The following is a 24,336-nucleotide window of genomic DNA, read 5'->3' on the forward strand; positions in this document are numbered from 1 at the left end:
GTCATACCGGTTCGGGAGCGCGTCCGCGAGGTTCATCGGAGGCATTCGACGACGTTGAGGTTCGCCGCGCGCTTCGCCGGCATCAGCCCCGCTGCGAGCCCGACGATCGACAGGACGAAGACGGTGGCGACCACCACCTCCCAGGAGAGCTCCGGCGTCCCGACGAACTCCTTGATCGGGATGTACTGAAGCAGCTTGAGGATCCCCAACGCGGTCGCGAATCCGATCAGCGAGCCCGATCCGATCAAAAAAAACGTCTCCAGAAAGAATTGGGTCAGAATATTCGACCGTTTCGCGCCCACGGCCCGCTTGACGCCGATCTCGCGAACCCGTTCCTGGACGACGATGTACATGATGTTTGCGACCCCGATGCCGGCGACCCCGAGCGTGAAGCTCCCGATCAACCCCATGAAGATATTGAATGCGAGGAAGAAATAAAAGAGAAATTTATCGAATTGCGTCGTATCCCATACCCAGATGGCGTCCTTGTCGGCCGGATCAAACTTGTACTTCTTGCCGAGGACCTCGCGGACGCCGGTAATCACGCTTTCCGCTTCCCTTGGATCCCGGGGCGTAAAGATGATGTTGTTGACATGGATGTCCCCGTAGATGCCTGAAAACGTGCTGGCGGGGATGAAGATCCGGTCCTGGTCGCGGGAGTTGTAGGAGGAGTTCTGGGTTTTCTTGATCATCACCCCCACGACGGTGAACGGGATCCCCCCCACGTCGATGAGCTTTCCGATCGCCTCCGACTCGCCGAAGAGAAATTCCTTGACCTTGTTGCCGATGAATGCCACTCGGCGCCGGCTCTGCATGTCCGGTTCGTCGATGAACCGGCCCCCGGCGGCGGGGATGATGTTCCGCATCTCGTGGTAGACAGGGTAGACGCCCGTGACGAGCGGAATCAGGATGTTTTTCCCGAGACGGACGGATATGTCGCGCTTGCTGTACTCGGGGCTGATCCGGTCGATCCCTTTCACTTCCGTCGCCAGCAGGTGCGCGTCCTCTTCAAGGAAGCTGATCGGCCTGCCGGTCCCGAACCCTTCGAAGACTTTCGTCGTCTTGCCCGGGAACATGATGGCGATCCGTTCACCGACGCCGTGCATGTTCTGGGCGACCTGTTTCTTAAACCCGACCCCGAACGAGATCAGCACCACGATGGCGACCGTCCCCCACACGATGCCGAAGGTCGTCAGAAACGCCCGCAGTTTCTGGGCCCGGAGGTCGACGAGAAACTCGGAGACGATTGTCAGCAGCCGATCCATGGCCGGATTCGCCTACTCGATCTTTTTCACGGGCTTTTCAAGCACCTCGTCGCCCGCCTTGAGACCCGAGAGCACCTCGACGCTGATCGCGTCGCTGAGCCCGGTCTTGATCTTTCGCTCCTCTTCCTTTCCGTCCGCAAGCGCAACTTTCACGAACGCGGAGTCGTTCCGGAATGTCACGGTCCGCTCCGGAACCGTCAGGACGCTATCCTTCCTCTGGATGATAATGCTGGCGCTCGCGGAATAACCGGCACGCAGCGTGATCTTGGAGCCGGCCGGTATCACGATTTCGATCGGAAAGACCGTCGCGTTTTCCTTTTTCTCCGCCTTCAGGGAAATCTTGCGAAGAAACCCCTTCACGGTGTCGTTGGGAAGCGCGCCGACTTTGATTTCGGCCACCATCCCTTCCTTCAGTTTGCCCACGTCGATCTCATCGACGCTTCCCTTGAAGAGCAATTGGTTCATGCTTGCCATCTTCATCAGGACGGTCCCTTCCTGGTAGGTGGTCAGGGGTGTCACAGGATCGCCCACCTCGACGGTCTTGCTCAACACATGCCCCTCGATGGGGGCCTTCACGATCGACTCGATCTCCGTCTCGTCGATCTTGACGCGCCCGCTTTCCAAAAGCGCGAGCTGCTCCTTGGCTATTTTTAACCTGAGCGCGGATCCCTGGAACTGCCGTTGAAACTCTTCATACTCCCTGGTGGAGATGAGTTGCTTCTTCACCAGCGACTCCTGCCGCACGTCGTCCTTGGTGAGGTTGTCCAGGTCGACCTGCGCGAGCTGGACCTGCCGCTTGGCGCCCGCAAGCTCCAACGGGGTGGGATCCGGGCGAACCTCGAGGAGAGGCTGCCCCTCCTTCACGTGCGCTCCGGCGTCGGCGAAGATATGCTTCACCACGCCCGACACCTTCGACTTGATGGAGATCTCGTTTTCCGGCTCGATCGTTCCGACCGCGAGGGCCTTGTCGACGATGTTGCCTTTCTGGACTTTCACTTTCGGGAGGAGGGTATCTGAGGAGTTTTTCGATCCCCCCAGCAGGAAAAAGGCGCCCGCCGCTATGACGACGAGGAATGCGGAGGAGATCAGGATTTTCTTTTTCATGGCGGTCTACTCGTGATGAGCGGAAACCCCTTATCGCCGGGGGGGGAGTGGCAGTTCATGGTACGATGTGGGGGGTGGAAATGTTGCGGGGAGGGGTGTCATCCTGGGCGTTTCTGTGTCATCCTGAGGGAGCGCAGCGACCGAAGGATCTCCCTGCCGGAAGCGTTGAGATCCTTCGCTACGCTCAGGATGACAGGACGGAAAGGGAGCCCCGGGTCGGGGATTATTTCAGAACGACCAGTTTCCTCACCTGCCGGAACACCGTCCGATCGTTGCCGGTCGCTTCCATCCTGTAAAAATAGACCCCGGACCCGAGCCCGGCCGCGTTCAGAATCGCCGTATGGCTCCCCGCGGAGAACTTCTGGTGATCGGTGAGCACCGCAACCTGTTGGCCGATCGGATTGTAGACTGTGAGCGAGACGCTCGCATCCACTGGCAGGTCGAATTCGATGAACGTGGTCGGGTTGAAGGGATTGGGATAATTCTGCCTGAGCGAGAAATGCGCCGGCAGGGGGGCCGAAAGTTGGAGATGGACGCCGACAACCCCCGCGGCGGGTTCGCCGATATCGATGCTTCCCTCCCGCTCCGTGCGGGCCGAGCCGGACAGTGAGCCCGGGTTGCCGTTTGCGAAGGAGATCGACCGGACTTCGTCCTGGCAGAGGCTCCAGGTGAGAGAAACCGGATAGGATTCGGATTGTATGCGAATCTCGAACGACCGGGCTGTATCGGACAGAAGTTTCACCATGCTTCCCGATGTGAACCGGGCGTCGAGGAGCTGACCCGGCGGAGGAGGCGGAAGTTCAAACCATGACATGGCGTCCGGGGAGGCCGTCGCTTTTCCAAAGTAGAGGGTTTGCCGGTGCCCGTGCCGGTCGTCGATCCTGAGCTGGTTCAGGTGGGAGAGCAGTTCCGATGCGGGTGGCTCCGCCGCCTGCTTGTCGGCGGGGCCCGGAGAGGAAAGGATGAGTTTTCCGCCACCCCGCACTTTGACCCAGTATCCCTTCGAGGGGCGGATGGAGTCGGCCACCGTGTAGGCGTTTGTGTATCCGAAATAGTTCGAGGTGACGATGCCCGGCGGGACCTGCACGATGCTCCCGCGCGCCACGGGACTGGAAATCGATCCGATCAGATTCCAGCCGTCCGCTACCGTGACGGTGTCGGCGGTGCGCGCCGACCCGTCGAACCCGGTAACTCCGCTCGCCGGGAGTTTGATCCAGTATCCGGGACCGTTGCGCATCGAGTCGGAGATGTAATAACTCCCGCTATAACCGAAGAGGGGGGAACTTGCGGAAGGAAAGAGCTTGATCCTTGTCGTGCTGCCCGTCCGCGTGAGCGGAAATGCGATCAGGTTCCACGATTGATTGAAGGAATAATAGATGGGGGGTTTCTGGACGATCTGAAGCGTCTTCACGGAGGAGTTCGACACAACGAGCGAGCCCTGAAGCTTCATGCTCACCGAATAGAGTCCTCCTTGCGTTGCCTGATCCTGAAGGAAGAAGGTACCGGATGCGAGGCGCGACCGGTTCCAGGTGATCGTAAACGGGTACCCGCCGGGTCCCGGTTGGATCGTGAACGAATAGACGCGTTGGGGGCCGGACGGCTCGAACAGGTTGCGTATGTCGACGCTCGTTCCCCGGGTGGGCGGAATAACCCACCGCGCGTCGAACGTTCCGGCCGGGGGGGTCGGGCCCAGCTCGAACTCTCCGAACGCATCGTCGATCCCATCCGTCGCGCCGGCTTCCGCGCCGATGAGGAGCTGGCCGCTCGCGTTGCCCTGATCGGTGATCGTCAGCGTGTCGAGGAACGCGAACGGATGGACCGGCACGTAATCGTACCGTCCGAGATACCACTTTGAGAAAGACCTGACAGAATCAAGGGAAACAGCCACCACATCGGAGTCGAGAAAGTCCGTGCTCCCCAGGTCGAAGATCACCCCGGCGGAGTCGCGGAACAGGGAAAGGTCGTTGATCGCCACCGGCGATTCGGCGCTGTCATACCGGAGAGAGATGCTTGCCTCATAATTGCTGCCCCCCACAAGGGTGGTTGTATAATACCGCTTCGCGAACATCGAATCGGGGAGCCCCGGGGGGAGGAGGTTCGGATAGGTCGTCATGAACACGGTATCCGGGGTGACCCCGACGGGATAGAATTGCAGATAGGTGACCGGGCTCTCGAAGCGGTAGGGGGCGGAGGATCCATGCCTGAGGGCGCGTTTGATCGTTCCGGCCGTGACGAATGCAGGCCCGTCGAGGGAGGCCGGGTCCGGGTTCAACATCGTCAGCGTGTCGATCGAGCGCTGATTCAAATTCGAAAGGAGTGTGACGCCGTCCCTGATGCTGATGTTCCCGAGTGTCGACATGCTGGCGTTCTCTCTCAGGACGATGCTGTTAAACGATCCCTTGATCTGCCCCCGGCCGGTGAAGATGATGGTCGAATTGCCGGGGATGAACGACCCTCCCACAAACGTGGAAAAGTTTCCTCCCACCGTGATCTTGGGGGAAGCGGCCGGGTCGATTTCGAGCGTCCCGAACATGCTGACGCTTCCCTTGACGAGAAGGTTGGCGAGCCCGCTTCTGATCGTGAGTTTCGCACCTGCCGCAATCGCCAATCCGCCGATGTCCACCTGCTGCAGGACCGATCGGAAGACGGGCTTGTTGACCGTGGAGGGAATGACGACGCTGTCCGCCTTATCGGGCACGCCGGGGGGACTCCAGTTCCCCGGACTCGACCAGAGCGAATCGAACGCGCCCGTCCATGTTCTGATCGGCAGGGGGGAAATTGCCGAACAGATGATCGTCCCGCCCAGGCCGGTGGCGAACACGACTCCCCCGGAAGATGTCTTCAGGACCTGCACCTCGAAGAGGGTATTGGTGGTCGGACTGTACGGAAGGTTCCAGCTTGCGCCTCCATCCGTCGTGCTCACGATCGTTCCGTCGTCTCCGACGCCCCACCCGACGGTGGGCGAAAAGAAGGAGAGCCCGTACAGGGTCGCGTCCGTGTTCGTCGGATGCGATACCCAGGTCGCACCGCCGTTCGTGGTCTTCACCAGCGCGCCAAAGTCGCCGCCGGCATAGACCGTGTTCGCGTCGATCACCTCCAGGGAATAGAGAGCCTGGGGGGTCCCGCTGTTTTGGTTGATCCAGGTCGTGCCGCCGTTCGTCGTCTTGATGATCGTTCCGCCGTAACCGACCGCCCAACCGGTGAGCGTGTTGGCGAACTTCACCCTGAGGAGCGATTGAAAGGTCTGCGCCGTCTCGGGCAGCCACGTCACGCCGGCGTTCTTGGTGGCGAGAATTGTGCCCAGGTCGCCCACGGTCCAACCGGTGGTGGAATTCACGAAATGCACGGAGTAGAGGGTGGGATCGGTGTGGCTGTGCTGAACGAGCCAGGTTGCGCCGCCATTCGTCGTCTTGAGAATATTGGCGCTGTCACCGACCGCAAAGCCGGTCGTATTGTTGAGGAAATAGACTCCGTAGAGATTCTGAAAGGTTCCGCTGCTCAGCAGGCTCCAGGTCATCCCCGCGTCTGTCGTGGTCACAATCGTCCCGACATCGCCCACGGCGAATCCGGTCGTCACCCCGGGGAACGAGACAGCGCTGATGAGTTCCTTCACCCCGTTCGACTGCGAAATCCATGTCGTGCCGCCGTCGGTGGTCTTGAGCATCGTTCCCAGATCCCCGACCACCCAGCCGGTGGTCTGCGAAACAAAGCGCGGCGAGAAGAGGTCGTTATAGGTCGGGGTCTGCTGGGTGAACCATGAGGCGCCTCCGTTTGTGGTCTTGATGATGCTCCCGAACTCGCCGCACGCCCACCCGTTTAACGACGAGGTAAATTGCAAGCCGTAGAGACTGAGGTTGGTGCCGCTGACCACCGGGCTCCAGGAAGTCCCTCCGTTGGTAGTCTTGTACATGAGACCGAACGCTCCGACAGCAAATCCGACAACGGGGGAGGTGAAGGTGACCGAGAAGAAGGGCTGATTCGAACCGATCGATTGATGGGTCCAGGTGGCCCCGCCGTCGGTGGTTTTCGCGATCGTGCCGTTCACCCCCGCGGCCCATCCGGCGGACGCGGATGAAAAAAAGAGCGAATAGAGCGTCGAGGTCGTGCTGCTGTTTTGCACGTTCCAGGTCGCCCCTCCGTCCGTCGTTTTCAGCATTGTCCCCTGAAACCCGGTGACCCATCCGGTGGTCGGGGAAATGAAATTGATCGCGTAGAGATCGTAGGGGGTGACCGTGTTCTGGATACTCCACGAGAGCCCCCCATTCGTGGTCTTCAGAATCCTGCCGGATTCGCCCACCACCCAGCCGACCGAGTCGGAGAGGAATTGGACAGCGAATAATTGCTCGACGATCCCCGCGGCGTTGAAATCGACATTCCAGGTGCTGCCGCCGTTTGTGGTCCGCAGGATTGTGCCGAGGTCGCCCACCGCGACAGCGGTGTTCGCGTTGATCCCCCAAACGCCGTTAAGGAGGTTCCCCTGCGGGAGCGGATTGATCCACTGCCATGGAGTCGATTGGGACGACGCCGGCCGGAAAGAGAGGATCACACACGAAAGTATCAGCAAAAACCGTTTCATAGTTCCCTTGCCCCTGCGATTTGGTTCAGAAAACCGTTGCCTCCCGATCTACCGCGCGGATCCCCGGAAGTTCGATACTTGGGCTTAAATGAAGGGAGTACACCTGTAAAACCAATATAGAGAATGCATTATTGAATCTCAAGACCGGAACATTAAAAATGTCCGGATTTTTGCCCGTTTCGGTAGGGGCGACGCATGCGTCGCCCGAAAGGATTCTGGAATCCGAAATGCCGGGCGGGGCATGCCCCGCCCCTACAACGTGTACCGGTTGAGGGAATTGGATGAAAGTGCATCACCCCCCATTCTTGACAAGGGGTGGACGATTTCGTATTATGGTCACGATGGTCGGGCCTCTCCTCGCTCACGAGTCATTCGAACTGCTGAATTCAGGCCAGGATCCGATTCGGGGCGATTTGCGATACTCCAGGGACGACTTCCCGCACAAGCCGGTCGTCATCGTTTGCCACAGTTTTATGGCCTTCAAGGATTGGGGCTTTTTCCCCCGCCTGGGCGAGCAGCTTGCGCGACGGGGTTTTGCGTCGATCACGTTCAACTTCTCAAAGAACGGCGTCAACGGGGACGGCGCGAGAATCACCCGGATGGACCGGTTTGCGGCCAACACGTTTTCGCAGGAACTCGCAGATCTCGGGACGGTGATCGAGGCCGTCGGGGAGAAGCGGCTGGGATCGGGTGTCATTGACAGTGATAAAATAGTTCTTCTCGGGCACTCGCGGGGCGGAGGCATTGCCATTGTCCGCGCCTCTTTCGATCGGAGGGTAGCCGCGCTCGTGAGCTGGTCCGCAGTCTCGACGTTCGATCGATGGACCGCCCACCAGAAGGAGAGATGGAGAGCCAACGGATATCTCCCGTTGTCGAGAGATACCACGGCGAGTCCCCTTCGGCTCGGCATCACCCTGTTGGAAGATCTCGAAGAGCACGGGAGCGCGCTGAGCGTCCTCGATGCGGCCTCCAGGGTCGCAGTTCCGTGGCTCATTCTCCACGGTGAAGCCGATGTGATGGTTCCGCACAGGGAGGCGGAAGCGTTGTATGCGGTCTCTGCCCGGGCCACTACCGAGTACCTGTTGCTTGAGAAGGTCGGGCACCTCTATAATGCGGCCTCGGAAACGGCGGATTCTTACAGGACATTGGACGGCATCATTGAACTCACGGCGGATTGGATACACCGCAATCTCACTACGTAGGAGCAGACATGCAACCTCATCATGACGGGACAGTCCTCGCAAATCCGCCGGGTACAATTGACAGCCGGTCCACGGCCATCCAGGCGGTACTGGTCTTCGCCTTTGCGGCGGGAACGGCGATCGGCGCTCAGATCGAGCTTCCGCACCAGCCGGTTCCTTATACGCTTCAGACGTTTTTCGTTCTCCTCTCCGCTGCGGTGCTCGGGGCCCGCAAGGGAGCGGTGAGCCAGCTCCTCTATTTGACGATGGGAGCGATCGGTCTTCCGGTCTTCGCGCACTGGGGAGCGGGATTCGCCGTCCTCGCGGGGCCGACCGGGGGATATCTCCTGAGTTTTCCTCTCGCAGCGCTCGTGGCCGGCTGGATAGTCCGCCGGAACGGAAGCATGTTCTCGACGGTTGCCGGGATGGTCTGCGGGCTCCTGGTTATCTTCAGTGTCGGGACCCTCCAGCTGGGACTTCTTTACTATCACGATGTTGCAGGTGCGATCGTCAACGGGTTCCTGATATTTTCATGGTGGGATCTCCTCAAGCTTGCCGCGGCCGTCCTCGTCGCCCGCCGCTGGAGCGGAGGATCATCGCGCCGGTCGTGACGCGACGCTGCGTCCGCGTAGAGGCAACCCAACTTATCGTAGCACAAAGGGAGACAGGGTATCCGAATCCTGCTTGTCGAGGACGAGAAGAAGCTCGCCCGTTCCATAAAGCAGCAGCTCGAGCGCGCCGGAAACACCGTGGAAATTGCGGGAGATGGCGTTGCGGCTGAAGAGAGAGCCCGGAGAGGGGAGTTCCATCTCATTGTTCTCGATCTCAATCTCCCGAGGAAGTCCGGCCTCGATGTCCTTCGCGATCTCCGGGCTGATTCTTACATGACGCCGGTTCTCATCCTCACGGCCGTGGATGGGGTGGAACACCGGATCGAAGGGTTGAAACTGGGAGCGGACGACTATCTCATCAAGCCCTTCGACTCAGGCGAACTCCAGGCCCGGATCGACGCCGTCGTGCGCCGCTCGGGCTCCTCGAAAACATCGATTCTGCAGGCTGCGGATCTGCTGATGGATGTCGTGAAGCGAACCGTGGAGCGGGCCGGGCAGAGGATATCGCTCAGCGACAAGGAGTTTGCATTGCTCGAATTCCTGTTGAGAAACAAGAATCAGATTCTGACACGCAAACGGCTCATCGAGCAGGTGTGGGGTTACCAGTTCGACACGGGAACCAACATCGTCGATGTGTATATCAGCTATTTGCGGCAGTCCGTCGACAAGGGATACCCGAAGAAACTCATCCACACCATGCACGGTGAAGGGTTTATCCTTGTCGACGACTGAGAGAGCACTCGCTGCCCCGCCGTGCCTGATCTCCCGGACGCCTCCCGTGGCGGACGGTGGGGCCCGGAACTGAACCCCCCTCCCTGATCAGCCTGAACATGCCTCTCTGGATCCGACGCATCTTCGAAATCCTTGGCTTCGCGGCCCTCTATTTCGGCCTGGGAAGGCTCGGGCTTACGATCGGCGCCGTCTCGGGCTTTGCCACGCTCGTCTGGCCGCCCACCGGAATTTCGCTTGCGCTTCTTCTCCTCGTCGGGTACCGCCTCTCGCCCGGAATCCTCCTGGGGGCGTTTCTGGTAAACGCTTCGGTCGGCGCACCGCTCCTTGCCGCACTCTCCATTGGAACGGGAAACATGCTGGAAGCGGTTGCCGCCGTGTACCTCCTCCGGGCATTCGGATTCCGGAACTCGTTCGAGCGGCTTCAGGACGTCCTGGGGTTTGTGATCTTCGGCGTCCTGGTAAGCACGATCGTGAGCGCGACCGCCGGTGTGGCGACCCTGTCGGCGGCGGGCCTTGTCCCGGCTTCCAATGCGGCGTACACCTGGATTGCCTGGTGGGTGGGGGATGCGTTGGGCGCCCTCGTCCTCTGCCCCCTGATTCTCGCCTGGTTTCCGGCACGCGGCCCGGTGTTGCCCTTTCCCCGTTTCCTCGAAGCCATCTTCCTCGTTGTCATTCTGATCGGAGCAGCCGCGTTCAATTTCGGCGATTGGTTCGGTCCCGCGCTCGGACGCTACTTCCGGCCGTACTGCATCTTCCCCGTCCTGATCTGGGCTTCTCTCCGCTTTGAGCAGCGCGGCGCCACCAGCTCGACCTTCCTGCTCTCGATCATCGCGGTCTGGTTCACCGCGGCGGGTGCGGGACCGTTTACGAGCGTGAGCCTCAGCGACCGCTTGATTTCGTTGCAGATGTTCATGGGCGTCCTGACGCTCACGACGCTCACCCTCGCCGCCGCGAGCGCCGAGCGGAGAGTCGCACTCGACTCCGTGCGAACCGGCCGGGATGAGCTCGAGGAGCGCGTCCGCCTGCGGACGCTCGAGTTGACGGAGGCCAACAAGATGCTGAGCGAAGCCCAGGCGCAGGCGCACATCGGAAGCTGGTCGTGGGACGTCCTCTACGACAAGATTACATGGTCGGATGAGCTCTATGCAATATTTGGACTCGACCCCCGCGGGTTCGCCGGAACGTACGAGTCGTTCCTTCGGTCCGTTCATCCGGACGACCGGCACATGATCAAGCAGGGGATCGAAGAATCCCTTCGCACGGGGGAGCCGTTCGCTCACGATCACCGCATCATCCGTCCGGACGGGACGGTCCGCGTCGTGCATGGGGAGGGGGCGGTGTTCAAATCGCCCGCCGGGGAAGTGCTGCGCCTGGCCGGCACGGCGCAGGATATCACCGAGCGGACCCTCCTCGAGGGGAAATTCCGCGAGTTGCTGGAATCGGCGCCCGACGCGATGCTGATCGTGGACAGGGCGGGACGCATCAGCCTGGTGAACTCCCAGACCGAGCGGCTCTTCGGGTTTGCGCGCGAGCAGCTGCTCGGGCGCGACTTCGAACTTCTCCTGCCGGAGCGGTTTCGGGCGAAACATGCGGAGCACCGCCGGGCCTATGTCTCCGATCCGCACGTCCGTCCGATGGGAGTGGGGATGGAATTGTTCGGTCTCCGGAAGGACGGCTCCGAGATTCCGGTCGAAATCAGCCTGAGCCCGAGCCAATCGGATAACGGCGTCCTCGTGATCGCCGCGATCCGGGATATCACGGAGCGAAAAAAGACGGAACTCGAGATCAAGCTCCTGAACGAACAACTTGAGCAACGGGTCCGGGAACGGACCGCCGAGCTGGAGGTGGTCAACAAGGCTTTCGCGGAGGAGATCCATGAGCGTATCGAGGCGCAGCAGCTTCTCCAGGGGATCATCGACAATTCCCCCGCCGTCGTCTATGTCAAGGACACCGACGGCCGGTATCTCCTGGTCAACAGGCGTTTCGGGGAGCTGTTCCATGTCTCGGGCAAAGCCGTCGTCGGAAAGACAGACCAGGATCTTTTCCCGGCTCCCATGGCGAGGCAGTTCCGGGTGAACGACCTGGAGGTTCTCCGGAGCGGAGGGGCCCTTGAGAAGGAGGAGACTGCCCCCCACGACGACGGGCCGCACACGTACATATCGCTGAAGGTTCCGCTGTATAACGAATCGGGGAGTCCGTTCGCAATCTGCGGCATCTCCACGGACATCACCGACCGGAAACACGCCGAGGAGGAGACGAGCCGGAGCCGGGAGCGATACCGGGGGTTCTTCGAAAACTCCCCCATCTCTCTCTGGGAGGAGGACTTTTCGGAAGTCAAAGCGGAGATCGACCGGTTAAGACAGGAGGGGGTCTCGGACTTCAGATCCTATTTCAGTTCTCATCCGGAGTCGGTGGCGGATTGCGCCGCGAAAGTCAGGGTGGTGGAGGTGAACAAGGCGACGCTCCGCATGTATGAGGCCGGGAGCACGTCCGATTTTTTTGCCGGCCTCCGGAAAGTCCTGAGCCGCGATTCCTACGACGTCTTCCGCGAGGAACTCGTGGCGATCGCCGGCGGGCTGACGGAGTTCGAAAGCGAGGACATCAATACCACCTCGCTCGGCAAGCGGATCGACATCTATCTGAAATGGTCGGTCGGTCCCGGGAACGAGAGAACCTACTCCAGGGTGCTCGTCTCGATCATCGATATCACGGAGAGAAAACGGATAGAAAAGCAGATCCGGTTGCTCGCGCAGGCGCTGGAGAGTACGACGGAGATGATCTGTATAACGAACCTTGAGAACCGGATCATCTTCGCCAACAAGGCATTCCTGGGCGCGTACGGCTATTCGGAGAAGGAGATCCTCGGGGCCGATCCGGCGATTCTCCGTTCTCCGAGGAACCCCGCGGAAATCTCGGCCCAGATTTTCGAGCACACACGGTCGGAAGGGTGGACCGGTGAGCTTCTCAACCGGAAGAAGGACGGAAAGGAGTTTCCGGTCTACCTGAACACTTCGCGCATTCTGGACACCGACGGCACCCTTCTCGGCCTGATCGGCGTGGCTCGTGATATCAGCGACATCCGGAAGGCGGAGGATGTTCTCTGGGAGGCGGCGAGCAAGATCGAACGGCTGTTTGAGGCCTCCGCGGAACTGCCGCCGGTCCCCGTCAAGAACCACGACCCGTACAGCACCGATCCGGCAAAAAGGAAGCACGACCTTGCGCGGGATATCAGCGAGGTCATCGGCATGCTGCGGACCCGGGCGCAGCAGACCCTCAGCTTTTCCTCCCTCGCCTCGCACCAGTTGCGCACGCCGCTCACGATCCTGCGGAGCCAGCTGGAAAACGCCCTTCGACCGGACCTCTCCGCCGCATCGCTCCGGAAAACCCTGAGTTCAACATACGACGAAATCCTCCACCTGAGCCACGTCGTCGATGTCCTCCTCAGCCTGAGCAGAATGCAGGCGGGGACCGCCAGGCCTGCTGTTCAGGAAATCGATTTCTACCACCTGTTGAAGGAGTTCCACCGCGAATCCCTCCTCCTGGCCCGTGAAAAGAAAATCTCTGTCGTGTTCGAAAAAGGGCCCCGCGCTTCGATCCACGCGGACCCCGAGCAGATTCGCCAGGTCCTCCTCAATCTGCTCGATAACGCGATCAAATATACTCCCGTCAGGGGCCGGATCGGATTCATGTACACGGTCGGGGAGAGCGAACTTCTCTTTCAAATCGAGAATTCCGGCGATGGGATCGGCCCCGGAACCCTGCCGCATATCTTTGATCCGTTCAGGAGCGGGGAATCGGAGAAGAGCGCGGAGCAGGGGACGGGGCTCGGACTCGCTCTCGCGAAGTGGATTGTGGAAAGCCATCGGGGAACGATCGAGGCGCGAAGCATCCCCGGAGAGAAGACGACGTTCTCGATCCGGCTGCCGGTGGGGACGCCCTCGCGGGAGTGACGCGAAGCCGGCTAGGGCGCGTCTTCGCCGAACAGCCTGTTCATCACCGCCGTGATGGTCTGCCAGTCGAATCCCCTGCGGCCGAGGAACTGTGCCGCCCGGTTTCGTTGCCGGTCGGTCGGGCTTTGTTTCCGGGAAGAGCGGTACCGTTTGAGAAGTTTGGAAGCCGCCTCGAAGGCAACCGCCTCCTCCTCGTCCTGCGCCGCAGCGTCGAGTACCTCCCGTATCACCTGTTCGGGGACGCCCTTCCGCCGGAGCTCCAGCTGCAAGAGAATGCGGCCGAGCGCCCTTCGCATGCGCGCGTCGTGAACGAATGCCCGCGCGAAACGCCTGTCGTCAAGCATCCGGAGCTGGCGCAACTGTTCGATGACGGATTCGACGGTGGCGGGATGGAATTCATGTTCGAGGAGGTCGGTCCTGAGCTCGGCTTCGCTCCGGAGTCGCCCGCTGAGCAGCTTCAGCGCGCGGTTTCTGGCAAGACTTGATTCCTGCGAAGCCCGGATCCCGTCCAGCTCCTCCCCGGTGAGAGAATCACCCTTCCGGAGGCCGGACCGGAGCAACACCTCCTCGTTCAGGCCGAACGCGAATTCACCGTCGATAAACAGGTCCACCCGGCGGCGGTCCCGTTTCCGGCGCTCGATGTTCGTCACGATCATGAGCGGGCGATCGTCCCCCGGTGGTCAGACCTTTGCGGGCTTTTTCAGCGACGACTCCAGCTTCGGGGGGGGCGCTTCGGTTTTTACGTGCTTCGCCTGCCCGTCCTCTTCGATCAAGCCGAGCTTCCTCCGCATCACCTGGTCGATCTCTCTGGCAACCTTCTCGTTTTCCTGCAGATACCGCTTCACCGCGTCCCGCCCCTGGCCGATCCGTTCGGGTCCGTAAGCGAACCATGATCCGCTTTTGGTGATCACGTTCTGGTCGACCGCGATGTCAATGAGGTCTCCGAGCCTGGAGATCCCCTCGTTGTAGAGGATGTCGAATTGCGCCTCCCTGAACGGGGGGGCGACCTTGTTCTTCACCACTTTGACCTTCACCCGGTTGCCGACGACGTTCTGGCCGTCTTTGATCGCCTCGATGCGGCGGACGTCGAGGCGGAGCGAGGCATAAAACTTCAGGGCATTGCCGCCGGTCGTGGTTTCCGGATTTCCGAACATGATGCCGATCTTCTGGCGGAGCTGGTTCGTAAAGATCACGGTAGTTTTCGATTTGCTGATCGCCGCAGTGAGCTTCCGCAGGGCCTGCGACATCAGGCGAGCCTGGACGCCCATCGTGGGGTCGCCCATCTCTCCCTCGATTTCCGCGCGGGGAGTGAGCGCCGCGACCGAATCGACGACGACCACGTCGAGCGCTCCGCTGCGGACGAGGGTCTCCACGATTTCCAGCGCCTGCTCGCCGTATTCGGGCTGGGAGAGCATCAGGTTGTTCACGTCGACGCCGAGTTTCTTCGCGTAGCCGAGGTCCAGCGCGTGCTCGGTATCGATAAACGCCGCGATCCCGTGTTTCCTCTGCGCTTCGGCGATCACGTGGAGGCAGATCGTCGTTTTGCCGGACGCCTCGGGACCGAAAATCTCCACGACCCGGCCCCGCGGAATCCCGCCGATGCCGGTGGCGGCGTCGAGTGATATGGAACCGGTCGAAATGAATTCAATTTTTGCGATCGGCCCCTCGCCGAGCTTCATGATCGCGCCTTTGCCGTGCTGCTTCTCGATCTGTTCGATCGCGATCCGCAGCGCCTGCAGCCGGGACTCCCTGTTCGTTGTTTCTTCCACGATGAATACCTCCTTAGGGGTGAGTGGGTGATTGAGGCATCTGTTTGCGGCAGTCCTTACGGGGCGTGGTGCTTGAATCGTGTCAATAATTTCAGGACGATCGACTCGACCTGCTCGGTGTCGATCGGTTTTTCCACGTAATCGTCCGCGCCGATTTCCTTTGCGGTCCGCCGGGCGTCGTAGTCGTCGATCGAGGACATAAACACGTAGGGGACATCGCGGTAGCGGGGATCGCTCCGGATTTTTTCAAAAAGGTCGAATCCGTTCATCGTTGGCATTCGCACGTCGCTGAGGATGAGATCGGGTTTCTTTTTCCTGATTTTCCTCAACGCCGACTCGCCGCTGTCCGCGGTCACCACCTCGAACGGGGCGTTCTCAACCGCAGACTTGATCATGCTCAGCCACGGCGCCTCGTCGTCAATGAACAGAACGGTCTTGGTCTTGCCTCTGGATCGTTCGACCATACGTGTCAAGAGAATGCTGTTATGAGTGCAGGTGAAGTGACGTTAAGGCTGAGTACTCCCCTCCCTGAGGTCTCAACACGCTCTTCATAACCAGAATTTCGGAGATAGTTTCCTTCCGCGGTTCAAAGGTAAGCTTTTCCAGCTTGGGAGTCAAGTTGCGCAGGCCCCGCGGCCCGCGCACACGGCCAAGAGTGATGTGCGGGCGGAAGGGACGGTCCTCGATTGGAAACCCGAAGGAAGCCAGGGCCCTGTCGAGCGAGCTCTTGAGGCTTGCGAGCGATCCGTCGTCGTTCCGGCATCCGATCCAGATCACCTTCGGGTGGCGCCGGTCGGGGAAGGCGCCGATCCCCTCGTACGTGACCTCGAACGGACGGAATTCGCGGCAGGCAGAGCCCGTCGCCGCCAGGACGCCCGGGAGGATGGATTCATCGACCGCTCCCAGGAACTTGACAGTGGTGTGGGATTTTTCCGGCGATTCCCATCGGACGTCGGCATCCGCCTCCGCGAGCGCCTCCTGGAGGGCGATCATCGCATCCCGGACCGGGGAAGGCGTGTCGAAGGCGATGAACGTGCGGATCGATCCCATCCCGACTACCCGATACCGAGCAACCCTCTTCGGACACGGTCGAGCGCTTCCTGGGCCGCGCGTTCCTTGACGATGAGCCGCTCGGTGCCGAAGCGGAACTCGGCCGCGGACGTCGTGGCCGCGTCGGAATAGCCGATCCAGACGAGGCCGACCGGTTTTTCGGGGGAGCCTCCGTCCGGACCCGCGATCCCCGTGGTCGAAATCCCGATATCGGCGCCCGCGCGTGTCCGGACACCGCTTGCCATCGCTTCCGCCACTTCCCGGCTGACCGCGCCATGCTGTTCGATCAACCCGGGTGGGACGCCAAGGAGGTCGGTTTTTGAAACGTTGCTGTAAGCAACCACGACGCGGTCAAGATATCCGGACGCCCCCGGAACGTCGGTCAGCTTGTGGCCGATCAGGCCGCCCGTGCACGATTCGGCGACCGCGATTTTCAATCGACGCTCGCGGAGCATTTTTCCGACAACCTCTTCCAGGTCCTCCTCTCCGGTCCCGTAGACGTAGGAGCCGGCCTTCACGCGGATATGGGATTCTATCCTTCCGATCCTTTCTTCCGCGGCACGGCGGTCCGCGTCGACGACCGTGATCCGCATTCGAACACCCGAAGGGGAGGGAAGAAACGCGAGCCGGGCGCGGTCGAGGAAATCGCCGGTCGGGCCCAGCCGCGCCGCCAGCACCGTTTCTGAAATCCCGATCGTCTTGAGAGTCCGGTGGAGGATGAACGTTCCGCCCCCCTTCGATTTGAAATGGGGGACCACGAAATCGTCCATCATGAATTCCATTTCGTGGGGAACGCCGGGCAGAACGATGAAGAATTTGTTCTCCCGTTCAAAGAGCTCCCCCGGGGCTGTCCCGTGATTGTTCGGAATGACGACCGCGCCGCGCGGCACAAGGCTTTGCTCCTCGGAAGCCGCAGACCAGGCATAGTTGCGCTCCTTCAGAAAATTCTCGATCGACTTCCTGGCATCCGGATCGGAAACGAGATCGGTATGGAAGAAGCGGCAGACCGCTTTTTTCGTAACGTCGTCGTGCGTCGGCCCGAGCCCTCCGGTCACCACGACAACATCGAACGCGGGAAAGGCCTCCTCGAACGCCTTCACGATTTCCTCCTCCTCATCGGCCACGGTCAGCATCCGAACGACCTCTATCCCCGCGCCGTTGAGCTTTCGGGCGATGCTCGACGCGTTGGTGTTGACGACCTGCCCGATGAGCAGCTCGTCCCCGATTGTCAGGATGATGGACTTCATGAGAGCGCGGGAAGAAGGTAGAGCGCGAGCCTCGCCGCGACGTTCGCATAGAGGGCCGCGGCCACGTCGTCGAGCATGATTCCCCACCCGTGCTGGAGCGCCTCCAGGCGGCGGGCGGGCGGGGGCTTCACGATATCGAAGAGCCGGAAGAGGAGAAACGAGAGGCCCGCGATCCAGATCCCCTTGGGGAGAAAGAGGAGGGAGATCCACATGCCGACCACCTCGTCCACGACGACGACCGGCGGATCTTCCCCGAGTTCCTCCTCCATCCGGGCCGAAGCGAAGACGCCGATGAAGAACATCGCCACCGCGGCGGAGCACATCAGGACCGGTTGTTCGAACCCGGGGATCAGGTAGAAAGCGAGCCCGACGAGACTCCCCGCGGTTCCCGGCGCGACGGGAGAATACCCGGAGAAGAGCCCGGTGGCGATCATGCGGACGGGAAGGGAGGGCGGTGTCCTCTCAGGAACCTGCGGGACCGAAGTATCGGGCATAAAGTTCGCGCAGGAATTTTCGGTTGTCGAACAGGTAGACGATGCCCGTTCCGATGGCTGAGAACGCCACGACAAGCATCATGCCGAAGAGCACCTGCCTGTTCATGAGCGTTTCGATGAGCCCGTTGAAGTTCCGCCGGACGAATTCGACCTGGCTCGCGACATAGACAATGAGAATATAGTAAATGATGGCAAACTCCCCGAACGTCTTCGCCTGGGCGGTCTTCGAAGTGACGATCGGCTGATTCCGCCATTCTGCGTAGCTGCGCAGCGAGGTGATGATAAGGTCCCGGGCGATGATGACCCAGACCATCCAGGCGTCGACGAGCTTGAGCCATACGAAGGCAAAGAGCGCCGCTCCGGCGAGGATCTTGTCGGCGAGAGGGTCGAGAAATTTTCCCCAGCGTGTGACGTAGCCATACCGCCGTGCGACCCACCCGTCATACCAATCGGTGAGCGCGGCGATGATGTACGTTGCGAGGGCGAGTTCTTTGAGGAACGGCGAGTCGGAAAAAAGGAGGACAACGAAGAGGGGAGTGAGGACGATCCGGAGAATCGTGAGCGAATTCGGGATGGACATCAGCTCTTGATCGCGGGCAGAGCTACGCGGCTTTCTTCACCTTGCCTTGCTTGATACAGGTCGCGCACACGCGCATACGGTGGGTCCGGCCGTCGATCTGGGCGCGAACGCTGTGCAGATTTGGCAGCCAGCGGCGCCTCGTTTTGTTGTGGGCGTGGCTGACGTTGTTCCCGCTGATGGGTCTCTTTCCGCAGATCTCACATACTTTCGCCATAATTTCCTCAAAGTTTAAAGGTGTTCCGACCGGGGTAGATTCAATATAACTAAAAGTGCCTTCTCCTCCAAAACTATTTTCTGAAGGTCGCGCCTACCGATACCTCGACTGTTTCGTTCCGGTAGCCGCAGCCTTCAGGCTGCGGTCCTTGCGTTGGGTTCGGTCACGACGCCCTCAGGGCGTTCACGATGTTCAGCCGGGAGGCTCGCACCGCCGGGAAAAATCCGCCGATGATCCCCATGATAAGGGCAAACATGAGGGTGTACTTGATCACCGGGGGAGAAAGCGTGAACCCGAACGCGAGTTCCACGAACGTGCCGAAGTTGAGCGTCGAGATGACGAACAATTGGAGGAATGAGGCCGCGAAGAGGCCCACCGCGGCCCCCAGGAGGGAAATCACGACTCCCTCGGCGAGGAACGCCGTGAGAATGCTCCCGCGCCGGAATCCGATCGCCCGCATCGTGCCGATCTCGACCGTCCGGTTCGCGACCGCGGCGTACATCGTGATCACCGCGCCGATAACGGCGCCGAATCCGAACACGATGGTGATTCCGATCCCGAGCCACCGGATGAACGCCGACATGAACTCCGATTGCTTCGCATAGTAATCCTTTTCGCGGTCGACCTCAAGATAGTTCAACCGGGGGTCTCCCTCGATGGTTTTCTTCAAAGAAGTGAAGCCCTCCCGGTCCTTCAGACGAAATGTGATGGACGAGAAGACCGGCCTGCCGAAGGCGGGCAGCATGATTTCAACATCCCCCCAGATCTCGGAGCTGAATCCCGTTCCGTGCCCGTCGAACACTCCGACGATCGTCCACTGTCCGCCCCCGAACTTCAGCTTCTCTCCGACCGTACATCCCTTGAAGCGCTGGGCGATATTCGATCCCACGATGATCTCCGAGGTCCCGAAGGTGAACATGCGCCCCTCGGTCATGGTGACCTGCGGGCGAAGGGGCATCGATGCCGGGGTGATGCCCCGGACCGTCACGTTCCCCATGTCGCCGCCGGCGATTTTCATGAGGTTGATGATGACGAAGACCTCGTTCGTCGCGATCGGCTTCCCTCCGGCATCGAGCGCGACCTCGGGCTGGAGCTCCACGTTCCGTGCCGCATCCCTGTCGATCTGGCTCTGCAACTCCGACTGAGCCGCCCTCCTGATGACGATCACGTTGTCGTCCGAGCCGGTCGCGATCAGAGTCTTCTCGAGCCCGTACGCGAGCATCAGCACGGCCGCAAAGACGAACGTCACGAGCGTGATGCCTCCGATCGTCAGGATCGTGGTGAGCCGCCGCGTCCAGAGGCTCCTGAGTATGTAGGTGAACGGCACTTTCATTGGCGTCAGGCGATTTGCCGCAGGCCGTCGACAATTTTCATGCGCGACGTGCGGCGGATGGGAAACGCCGCGGCAACGGTCCCCGCGGCGACCGCCGAGAGAAAGGCGAAGAGAACCGTGCCCGGCTCGACGATGAACACCGGGAACATCCCGGTGGGTGCGACCTGCTGGATCAACGAACAGAGGGGAAACGTGACCGCGAGCCCGACTCCTCCTCCCACCAGGGAAATCAGGAGGGATTCCCCCGCGATCAGCTGGGTGAGATTCCTCGAGGAAAACCCGAGCGTCCTCATGACGGCATATTCGCGGATCCGTTCACGGGCCGTCATCGCCATCGTATTCGAGAGGACGAGGAGGATGATGCCGATAATCACGAACGAGACCACGTTGATCGCGCTCAAAATCGCCCCCGACATTGAAACGAAGCTTTGTTGAAATTCCTTTTCGGTTTGCGTCTTGGTCTCCGCGGGAGAATTGGCGAAGAGGTTGTCCACGGCGAGCGCGATCTTCGCCCGGTCGTTCGGATTCTCGATCTGAAGGATGTACCATCCGACGTGACCGTCCCGTCCGGGTTCGTTCACCTTGAGCTGCTCGTCGAGGTAATGCCAGTTGAAGAGCATCTGCGTCTCATCGGCGGTCCGGTCCCTTCCGCGGTAGATCCCCACCACCTGCATCTGCCACTTGCCGGGATAAATGTCGCCTTCGATATTCATGACGTCTCCCGGCTTCAGCTTATACTGGTTCGCGATCTTGATCCCGACGACGCAGCCGTTGCGCTGGCGCTTGAGCGCCTCCTTGACCGAATCCGACACCAGGAACTCCGGGGTGACGTCCCAGAAGGTCTCCGGATCGATCGCGAGGCGGGGGAAAAACTGATACTGGTCGATATAGATGCCCGAGAACCAGTTCGCAAACGAAACTTTTTTCACTCCCGCGACCTTCGTTATCTGATCGCGGTAGGAAAGGGGGAGCGGAAAAATGAACGAGACGGAGTGGACGGTCACCATGCGGTTCGCCTGCGACGATTCGACGCCCGAATTCCACGAGGTGATGACCGTTCTCAAAGTCCCGAAGGCCAGGACGGCGATTGCGATGCCGGCAACCGTCAGCGAAGTGCGGAGCTTGTGCCGCAGCGTGTTCCTGAGGATCAGCTTGAGGAGGTACATTACGACAATTCTCCCTTGTCGAGATGCCTGACTTTGTGCGCCCGTTCCGCGGCTCGCGGGTCGTGCGTCACCATCACGATCGTTTTCTTGAATTCGGCGTTCAGGCGTTCGAGGAGCTTCAGGATTTCGTCCGCGGAGCCCTTGTCGAGGTCGCCGGTCGGTTCGTCCGCCACCAGAAGGGTCGGGTCGGTCACGATCGCGCGCGCGATGGCCACCCGCTGCTCCTGGCCGCCCGAGAGTTGCTTCGGGTAATGGTCCATCCGCTCTTCCAGGCCGACCACCTTCAACGCGAACCCGACATGTTCCTTCCGCTCCTTCTTCGAAAGGTTTGAAAGGAGGAGCGGGAGCTCCACATTCTCGAAGGCGGTGAGAACCGGCAGGAGGTTATAGAATTGAAAAATGAACCCGACGTGCCGCGCCCGCCATCCGGCGAGTGCGGTTTCCTTCAGGTTCGTGATGTCGGTGCCGGAAACGCTGATGGATCCCTTCGAGGGTTTGTCGATCCCGGCGATCAGGTTCAGGAGCGTCGTCTTGCCGGAACCCGATGGTCCCATCAGTCCGAGGAATTCCCCCTCGGGAATTTCGAAGGAAATATCGCTGAGAACAGGGACCTCATACGAGTCACGCCAGTACGATTTTGACACATTTTGAACGGAGACGATGGCCATGTGAGCTCAGATTAACGTTTGATGATGAATAATGGAACTGCTATTCTTTGACCTTCACCTTGCTTCCTGACTGAAGGTCGGGCGGCGGTTTCAGGACGACCCTGTCGCCGGGGGAGAGCCCCTTTCCCACTTCGACCATCCGGCCGAACGGATCTCCGAGTTCCACCGGCTCCGCGGTCACTGCGTCGTCCCTGACAAGGAACACAATTTTCTTTCCGTCCCTCACCGCGATCGCATCGGCGTCGACAGCAAGCCTCGGTTTCGAAGAGAGGGAGTCGCCGGTCCCTTTTGCGAGAAAATGGACCTTGGCCCCCATCTCCGGAAGGACCCGTTTATCGCGCTCAAGGAAGCGGATCTTCGTGAGCACGGTCGCTTTCGCCCGGTCGGCGGTCGGAACGATTTTGTCCACCATCCCCCGGTACCGCTTGTCGGGGTAGGCGTCGAGGGCGATTTCACACGGCTGCTCCTGCGCGATCCGCTCGATGTTGGACTCGGAGACGTCCGCCTCGACTTCCAGCGAAGACATGTCGGCGAGCGTCACGACCGCCACCTTGGAGCTGGCGCCTGCCGCGAACGGGGCGACCACTTCGCCGACGTCGGCATTCTTCGTGAGGATCGTTCCGTCGAACGGCGCGCGGATCATCGTATTCTCGAATTGCACCTGCGCCCACTTCAGGGCGGCGTCTTTCGATTGGATGGTCGCCACGACCCTGTCGTAGCGCGCCAGCGCCCCGTCGTATTCGGCCTGCGAGATCAGTCCGCGGGCCAGCAGCGCCTTGGCGCGGTCGAGCGAACGGGAGGCGTCCGCGCGGTCGGCCCGGGCCAGTTCCAGGTCCGCCTTTGCCTGGGCCAGTGCGGCCTCGACGTCGGCGCTTTCGATCCTGGCGATAATGTCCCCCTTTTTGACACGGTCTCCTTCATGATATCCGAGAAAGACGATGCGGCCGGTGGCCTTTGAGGCGATCGAGGCCTTCTGTTGTGCCACGACGTAGCCGCTGGCGGTGAGGATCTCATTCGACTGGGAGGGCGAAACGAAGGCGACCGTCGTCACGTCCACGAGGACGGCGCCGCCCACCGAGCTGCGGATGAAAATGAATGCGACGAGTCCGAGGAAGAGCGCCCCGGCAAGATAGAGGATAAGCCCGCTCCTGGACCGCGGGGGTTCCCCGGTTTCGCGCCGGATTTTAAGTTTTGAGAGGTCTTCCTGTGCCGTTTGCAAAACTCTGTACGAGAAAGTGAAGAGTGGAATGAATTGGGGCGGTGGCGGAAAGATAGAAAAATCGGAAATGGTTTGCAAGTGGAGCTCTCCCGCTTGAATATCAGGCTAAGTTTTTGCTTATTTTAGCGAACAATGTATATCCTGGGGATTGAGACATCATGTGACGAGACATCTGCGGCCGTCCTGCAGGACGGTGTGGTGCGATCGAACGTGATCTCCTCGCAACTTATCCACAGCCAGTATGGCGGAGTCGTCCCGGAGCTTGCATCGAGGGCCCACCAACGGCTGATCGTCCCCGTCGTGGACGATGCCCTCAGGATCGCCGGAATCCGGAAGAATCAGCTCGATGCCGTGGCAGTCACCTACGGCCCCGGCCTGATGGGGGCGCTCCTGGTGGGCCTCAGCTTCGCCAAGGCTCTTGCCTACGGTCTCCGGATCCCGCTCATTGGCGTGAATCACATGGAGGCGCATATCTATTCGAATTTCATCGGCGATCCCAAGCCGGAATTTCCCTTTCTCTGTCTGATTGTCTCCGGAGGACACACGCAGCTTGTCCTCATCCGGCAGCCGCTCGAACATGAACTGCTCGGGGAAACGCTCGATGACGCCGCGGGAGAGGCGTATGACAAGGTGGCGAAAATGCTGGGGCTCGGGTTCCCCGGGGGCCCGGCAGTCGATAAGCTCGCCCGGGAGGGGGATCCCCATTTTGTCGAGTTTCCGCGCTCCCTCCTGGGGGACGACAGCCTGGATTTCAGTTTCAGCGGGGTGAAAACCGCGATGCTCTACTGGCTACGGGATAACGGACATCTTCACCCGGGAAACCATGCGCCTGGAAGCGTCAAGCCTCCCGCCCCGGTGGCAGACCGGATACCTGACCTCTGCGCGAGTTTTCAATCCTCCATCATGGACGTGCTCGTCGAAAAGCTCCGGCGGGCGGTGGTCAGTACCGGCGTGGGGAACGTCGGCATCGCAGGCGGAGTCTCCGCGAATTCAGAGCTCAGGCGGCGGGCTGAAGCCCTGGCGCGAGAGAGAGGGTTCCGGCTCTTCATCCCCCGGCTGGAATATTGCACGGACAATGGCGCGATGATCGCAATGGCGGGAACTCTCCGGTTCATGAAAGGCATCACAGCCGGTTTGGAGCTGAACGCCGTCCCGAACCTGTCCCTCTGATGGGGCG

Annotated in this window: 20 protein-coding genes; 5 read left to right on the plus strand and 15 right to left on the minus strand. The window is 60.6% G+C overall.

What is annotated here, in order from left to right:
• Nucleotides 1–32: 32 nt before the first annotated feature.
• From VI215_12025 to VI215_12035, 3 genes are all read right to left on the minus strand, one after another.
• Nucleotides 33–1,265, minus strand: coding sequence for an ABC transporter permease (locus VI215_12025; GenBank protein HEY6193040.1), 1,233 nt, complete (start codon nucleotides 1,263–1,265; stop codon nucleotides 33–35).
• A 12-nt stretch (nucleotides 1,266–1,277) separates the two neighbouring features.
• On the minus strand, nucleotides 1,278–2,369 hold the full coding sequence (locus VI215_12030; protein ID HEY6193041.1) for an efflux RND transporter periplasmic adaptor subunit: 1,092 nt from the start codon (nucleotides 2,367–2,369) through the stop codon (nucleotides 1,278–1,280).
• A gap of 223 nt (nucleotides 2,370–2,592) precedes the next feature.
• Nucleotides 2,593–6,945 carry a YCF48-related protein gene (locus tag VI215_12035; GenBank protein ID HEY6193042.1) on the minus strand — a complete coding sequence of 1,451 codons (4,353 nt, stop codon included), beginning with the start codon at nucleotides 6,943–6,945 and terminating at the stop codon, nucleotides 2,593–2,595.
• 332 nt (nucleotides 6,946–7,277) lie between these two features.
• Between VI215_12035 and VI215_12040 the strand changes: the two genes are divergently transcribed.
• The 4 genes from VI215_12040 (at nucleotide 7,278) to VI215_12055 (ending at nucleotide 13,419) form a co-directional block, all read left to right on the plus strand.
• Nucleotides 7,278–8,147, plus strand: coding sequence for an alpha/beta fold hydrolase (locus tag VI215_12040; GenBank protein HEY6193043.1), 870 nt, complete (start codon nucleotides 7,278–7,280; stop codon nucleotides 8,145–8,147).
• Between the two features lie 8 nt (nucleotides 8,148–8,155).
• Nucleotides 8,156–8,737, plus strand: a complete 582-nt coding sequence (locus VI215_12045) for a biotin transporter BioY (protein ID HEY6193044.1) — start codon at nucleotides 8,156–8,158, stop codon at nucleotides 8,735–8,737.
• A gap of 105 nt (nucleotides 8,738–8,842) precedes the next feature.
• On the plus strand, nucleotides 8,843–9,469 hold the full coding sequence (locus VI215_12050; protein ID HEY6193045.1) for a response regulator transcription factor: 627 nt from the start codon (nucleotides 8,843–8,845) through the stop codon (nucleotides 9,467–9,469).
• Between the two features lie 56 nt (nucleotides 9,470–9,525).
• Nucleotides 9,526–13,419 carry a PAS domain S-box protein gene (locus tag VI215_12055; GenBank protein ID HEY6193046.1) on the plus strand — a complete coding sequence of 1,298 codons (3,894 nt, stop codon included), beginning with the start codon at nucleotides 9,526–9,528 and terminating at the stop codon, nucleotides 13,417–13,419.
• A gap of 11 nt (nucleotides 13,420–13,430) precedes the next feature.
• On the opposite strand, the gene VI215_12060 is transcribed toward VI215_12055, so the two are convergent.
• The 12 genes from VI215_12060 to VI215_12115 all read right to left on the minus strand — a co-directional run bounded on the left by VI215_12060 (nucleotide 13,431) and on the right by VI215_12115 (nucleotide 23,159).
• On the minus strand, nucleotides 13,431–14,075 hold the full coding sequence (locus VI215_12060; GenBank protein HEY6193047.1) for a RecX family transcriptional regulator: 645 nt from the start codon (nucleotides 14,073–14,075) through the stop codon (nucleotides 13,431–13,433).
• 24 nt (nucleotides 14,076–14,099) lie between these two features.
• Nucleotides 14,100–15,191 carry a recombinase RecA gene (gene recA / locus VI215_12065; protein ID HEY6193048.1) on the minus strand — a complete coding sequence of 364 codons (1,092 nt, stop codon included), beginning with the start codon at nucleotides 15,189–15,191 and terminating at the stop codon, nucleotides 14,100–14,102.
• A 53-nt stretch (nucleotides 15,192–15,244) separates the two neighbouring features.
• Entirely contained in the window at nucleotides 15,245–15,652 is a 408-nt protein-coding gene (locus tag VI215_12070; protein ID HEY6193049.1) for a response regulator, read from the minus strand.
• A 19-nt stretch (nucleotides 15,653–15,671) separates the two neighbouring features.
• Entirely contained in the window at nucleotides 15,672–16,238 is a 567-nt protein-coding gene (gene thpR, locus VI215_12075; GenBank protein HEY6193050.1) for an RNA 2',3'-cyclic phosphodiesterase, read from the minus strand.
• Nucleotides 16,239–16,243: 5 nt separating this feature from the next.
• On the minus strand, nucleotides 16,244–17,485 hold the full coding sequence (locus tag VI215_12080) for a competence/damage-inducible protein A (protein ID HEY6193051.1): 1,242 nt from the start codon (nucleotides 17,483–17,485) through the stop codon (nucleotides 16,244–16,246).
• Entirely contained in the window at nucleotides 17,482–17,979 is a 498-nt protein-coding gene (locus tag VI215_12085) for a phosphatidylglycerophosphatase A (protein ID HEY6193052.1), read from the minus strand. Before VI215_12085 ends, VI215_12080 begins: the two co-directional genes overlap by 4 nt.
• Entirely contained in the window at nucleotides 17,948–18,559 is a 612-nt protein-coding gene (locus VI215_12090; GenBank protein ID HEY6193053.1) for a CDP-alcohol phosphatidyltransferase family protein, read from the minus strand. Before VI215_12090 ends, VI215_12085 begins: the two co-directional genes overlap by 32 nt.
• A 22-nt stretch (nucleotides 18,560–18,581) precedes the next feature.
• Nucleotides 18,582–18,773 (minus strand): 50S ribosomal protein L28, encoded by a 192-nt coding sequence (gene rpmB / locus VI215_12095; protein ID HEY6193054.1) that lies wholly within the window; start codon nucleotides 18,771–18,773, stop codon nucleotides 18,582–18,584.
• Nucleotides 18,774–18,936: 163 nt separating this feature from the next.
• Nucleotides 18,937–20,106 carry an ABC transporter permease gene (locus tag VI215_12100; GenBank protein ID HEY6193055.1) on the minus strand — a complete coding sequence of 390 codons (1,170 nt, stop codon included), beginning with the start codon at nucleotides 20,104–20,106 and terminating at the stop codon, nucleotides 18,937–18,939.
• A gap of 5 nt (nucleotides 20,107–20,111) precedes the next feature.
• The gene (locus VI215_12105; GenBank protein HEY6193056.1) at nucleotides 20,112–21,272 is read right to left on the minus strand and encodes an FtsX-like permease family protein; all 1,161 of its coding nucleotides are present in this window, start codon (nucleotides 21,270–21,272) and stop codon (nucleotides 20,112–20,114) included.
• On the minus strand, nucleotides 21,272–21,940 hold the full coding sequence (locus tag VI215_12110) for an ABC transporter ATP-binding protein (protein HEY6193057.1): 669 nt from the start codon (nucleotides 21,938–21,940) through the stop codon (nucleotides 21,272–21,274). The genes VI215_12105 and VI215_12110 overlap by 1 nt, the downstream gene beginning before the upstream one ends.
• Nucleotides 21,941–21,980: 40 nt before the next feature.
• On the minus strand, nucleotides 21,981–23,159 hold the full coding sequence (locus tag VI215_12115) for an efflux RND transporter periplasmic adaptor subunit (protein HEY6193058.1): 1,179 nt from the start codon (nucleotides 23,157–23,159) through the stop codon (nucleotides 21,981–21,983).
• 132 nt (nucleotides 23,160–23,291) lie between these two features.
• On the opposite strand from VI215_12115, the gene tsaD reads away from it, so the two are divergent.
• Nucleotides 23,292–24,329, plus strand: a complete 1,038-nt coding sequence (gene tsaD, locus VI215_12120; GenBank protein HEY6193059.1) for a tRNA (adenosine(37)-N6)-threonylcarbamoyltransferase complex transferase subunit TsaD — start codon at nucleotides 23,292–23,294, stop codon at nucleotides 24,327–24,329.
• Nucleotides 24,330–24,336: the final 7 nt, after the last annotated feature.

Source organism: Bacteroidota bacterium (genome assembly GCA_036522515.1).
Classification (GTDB): Bacteria; Bacteroidota; Ignavibacteria; order UBA10030; family SZUA-254; genus VBOC01.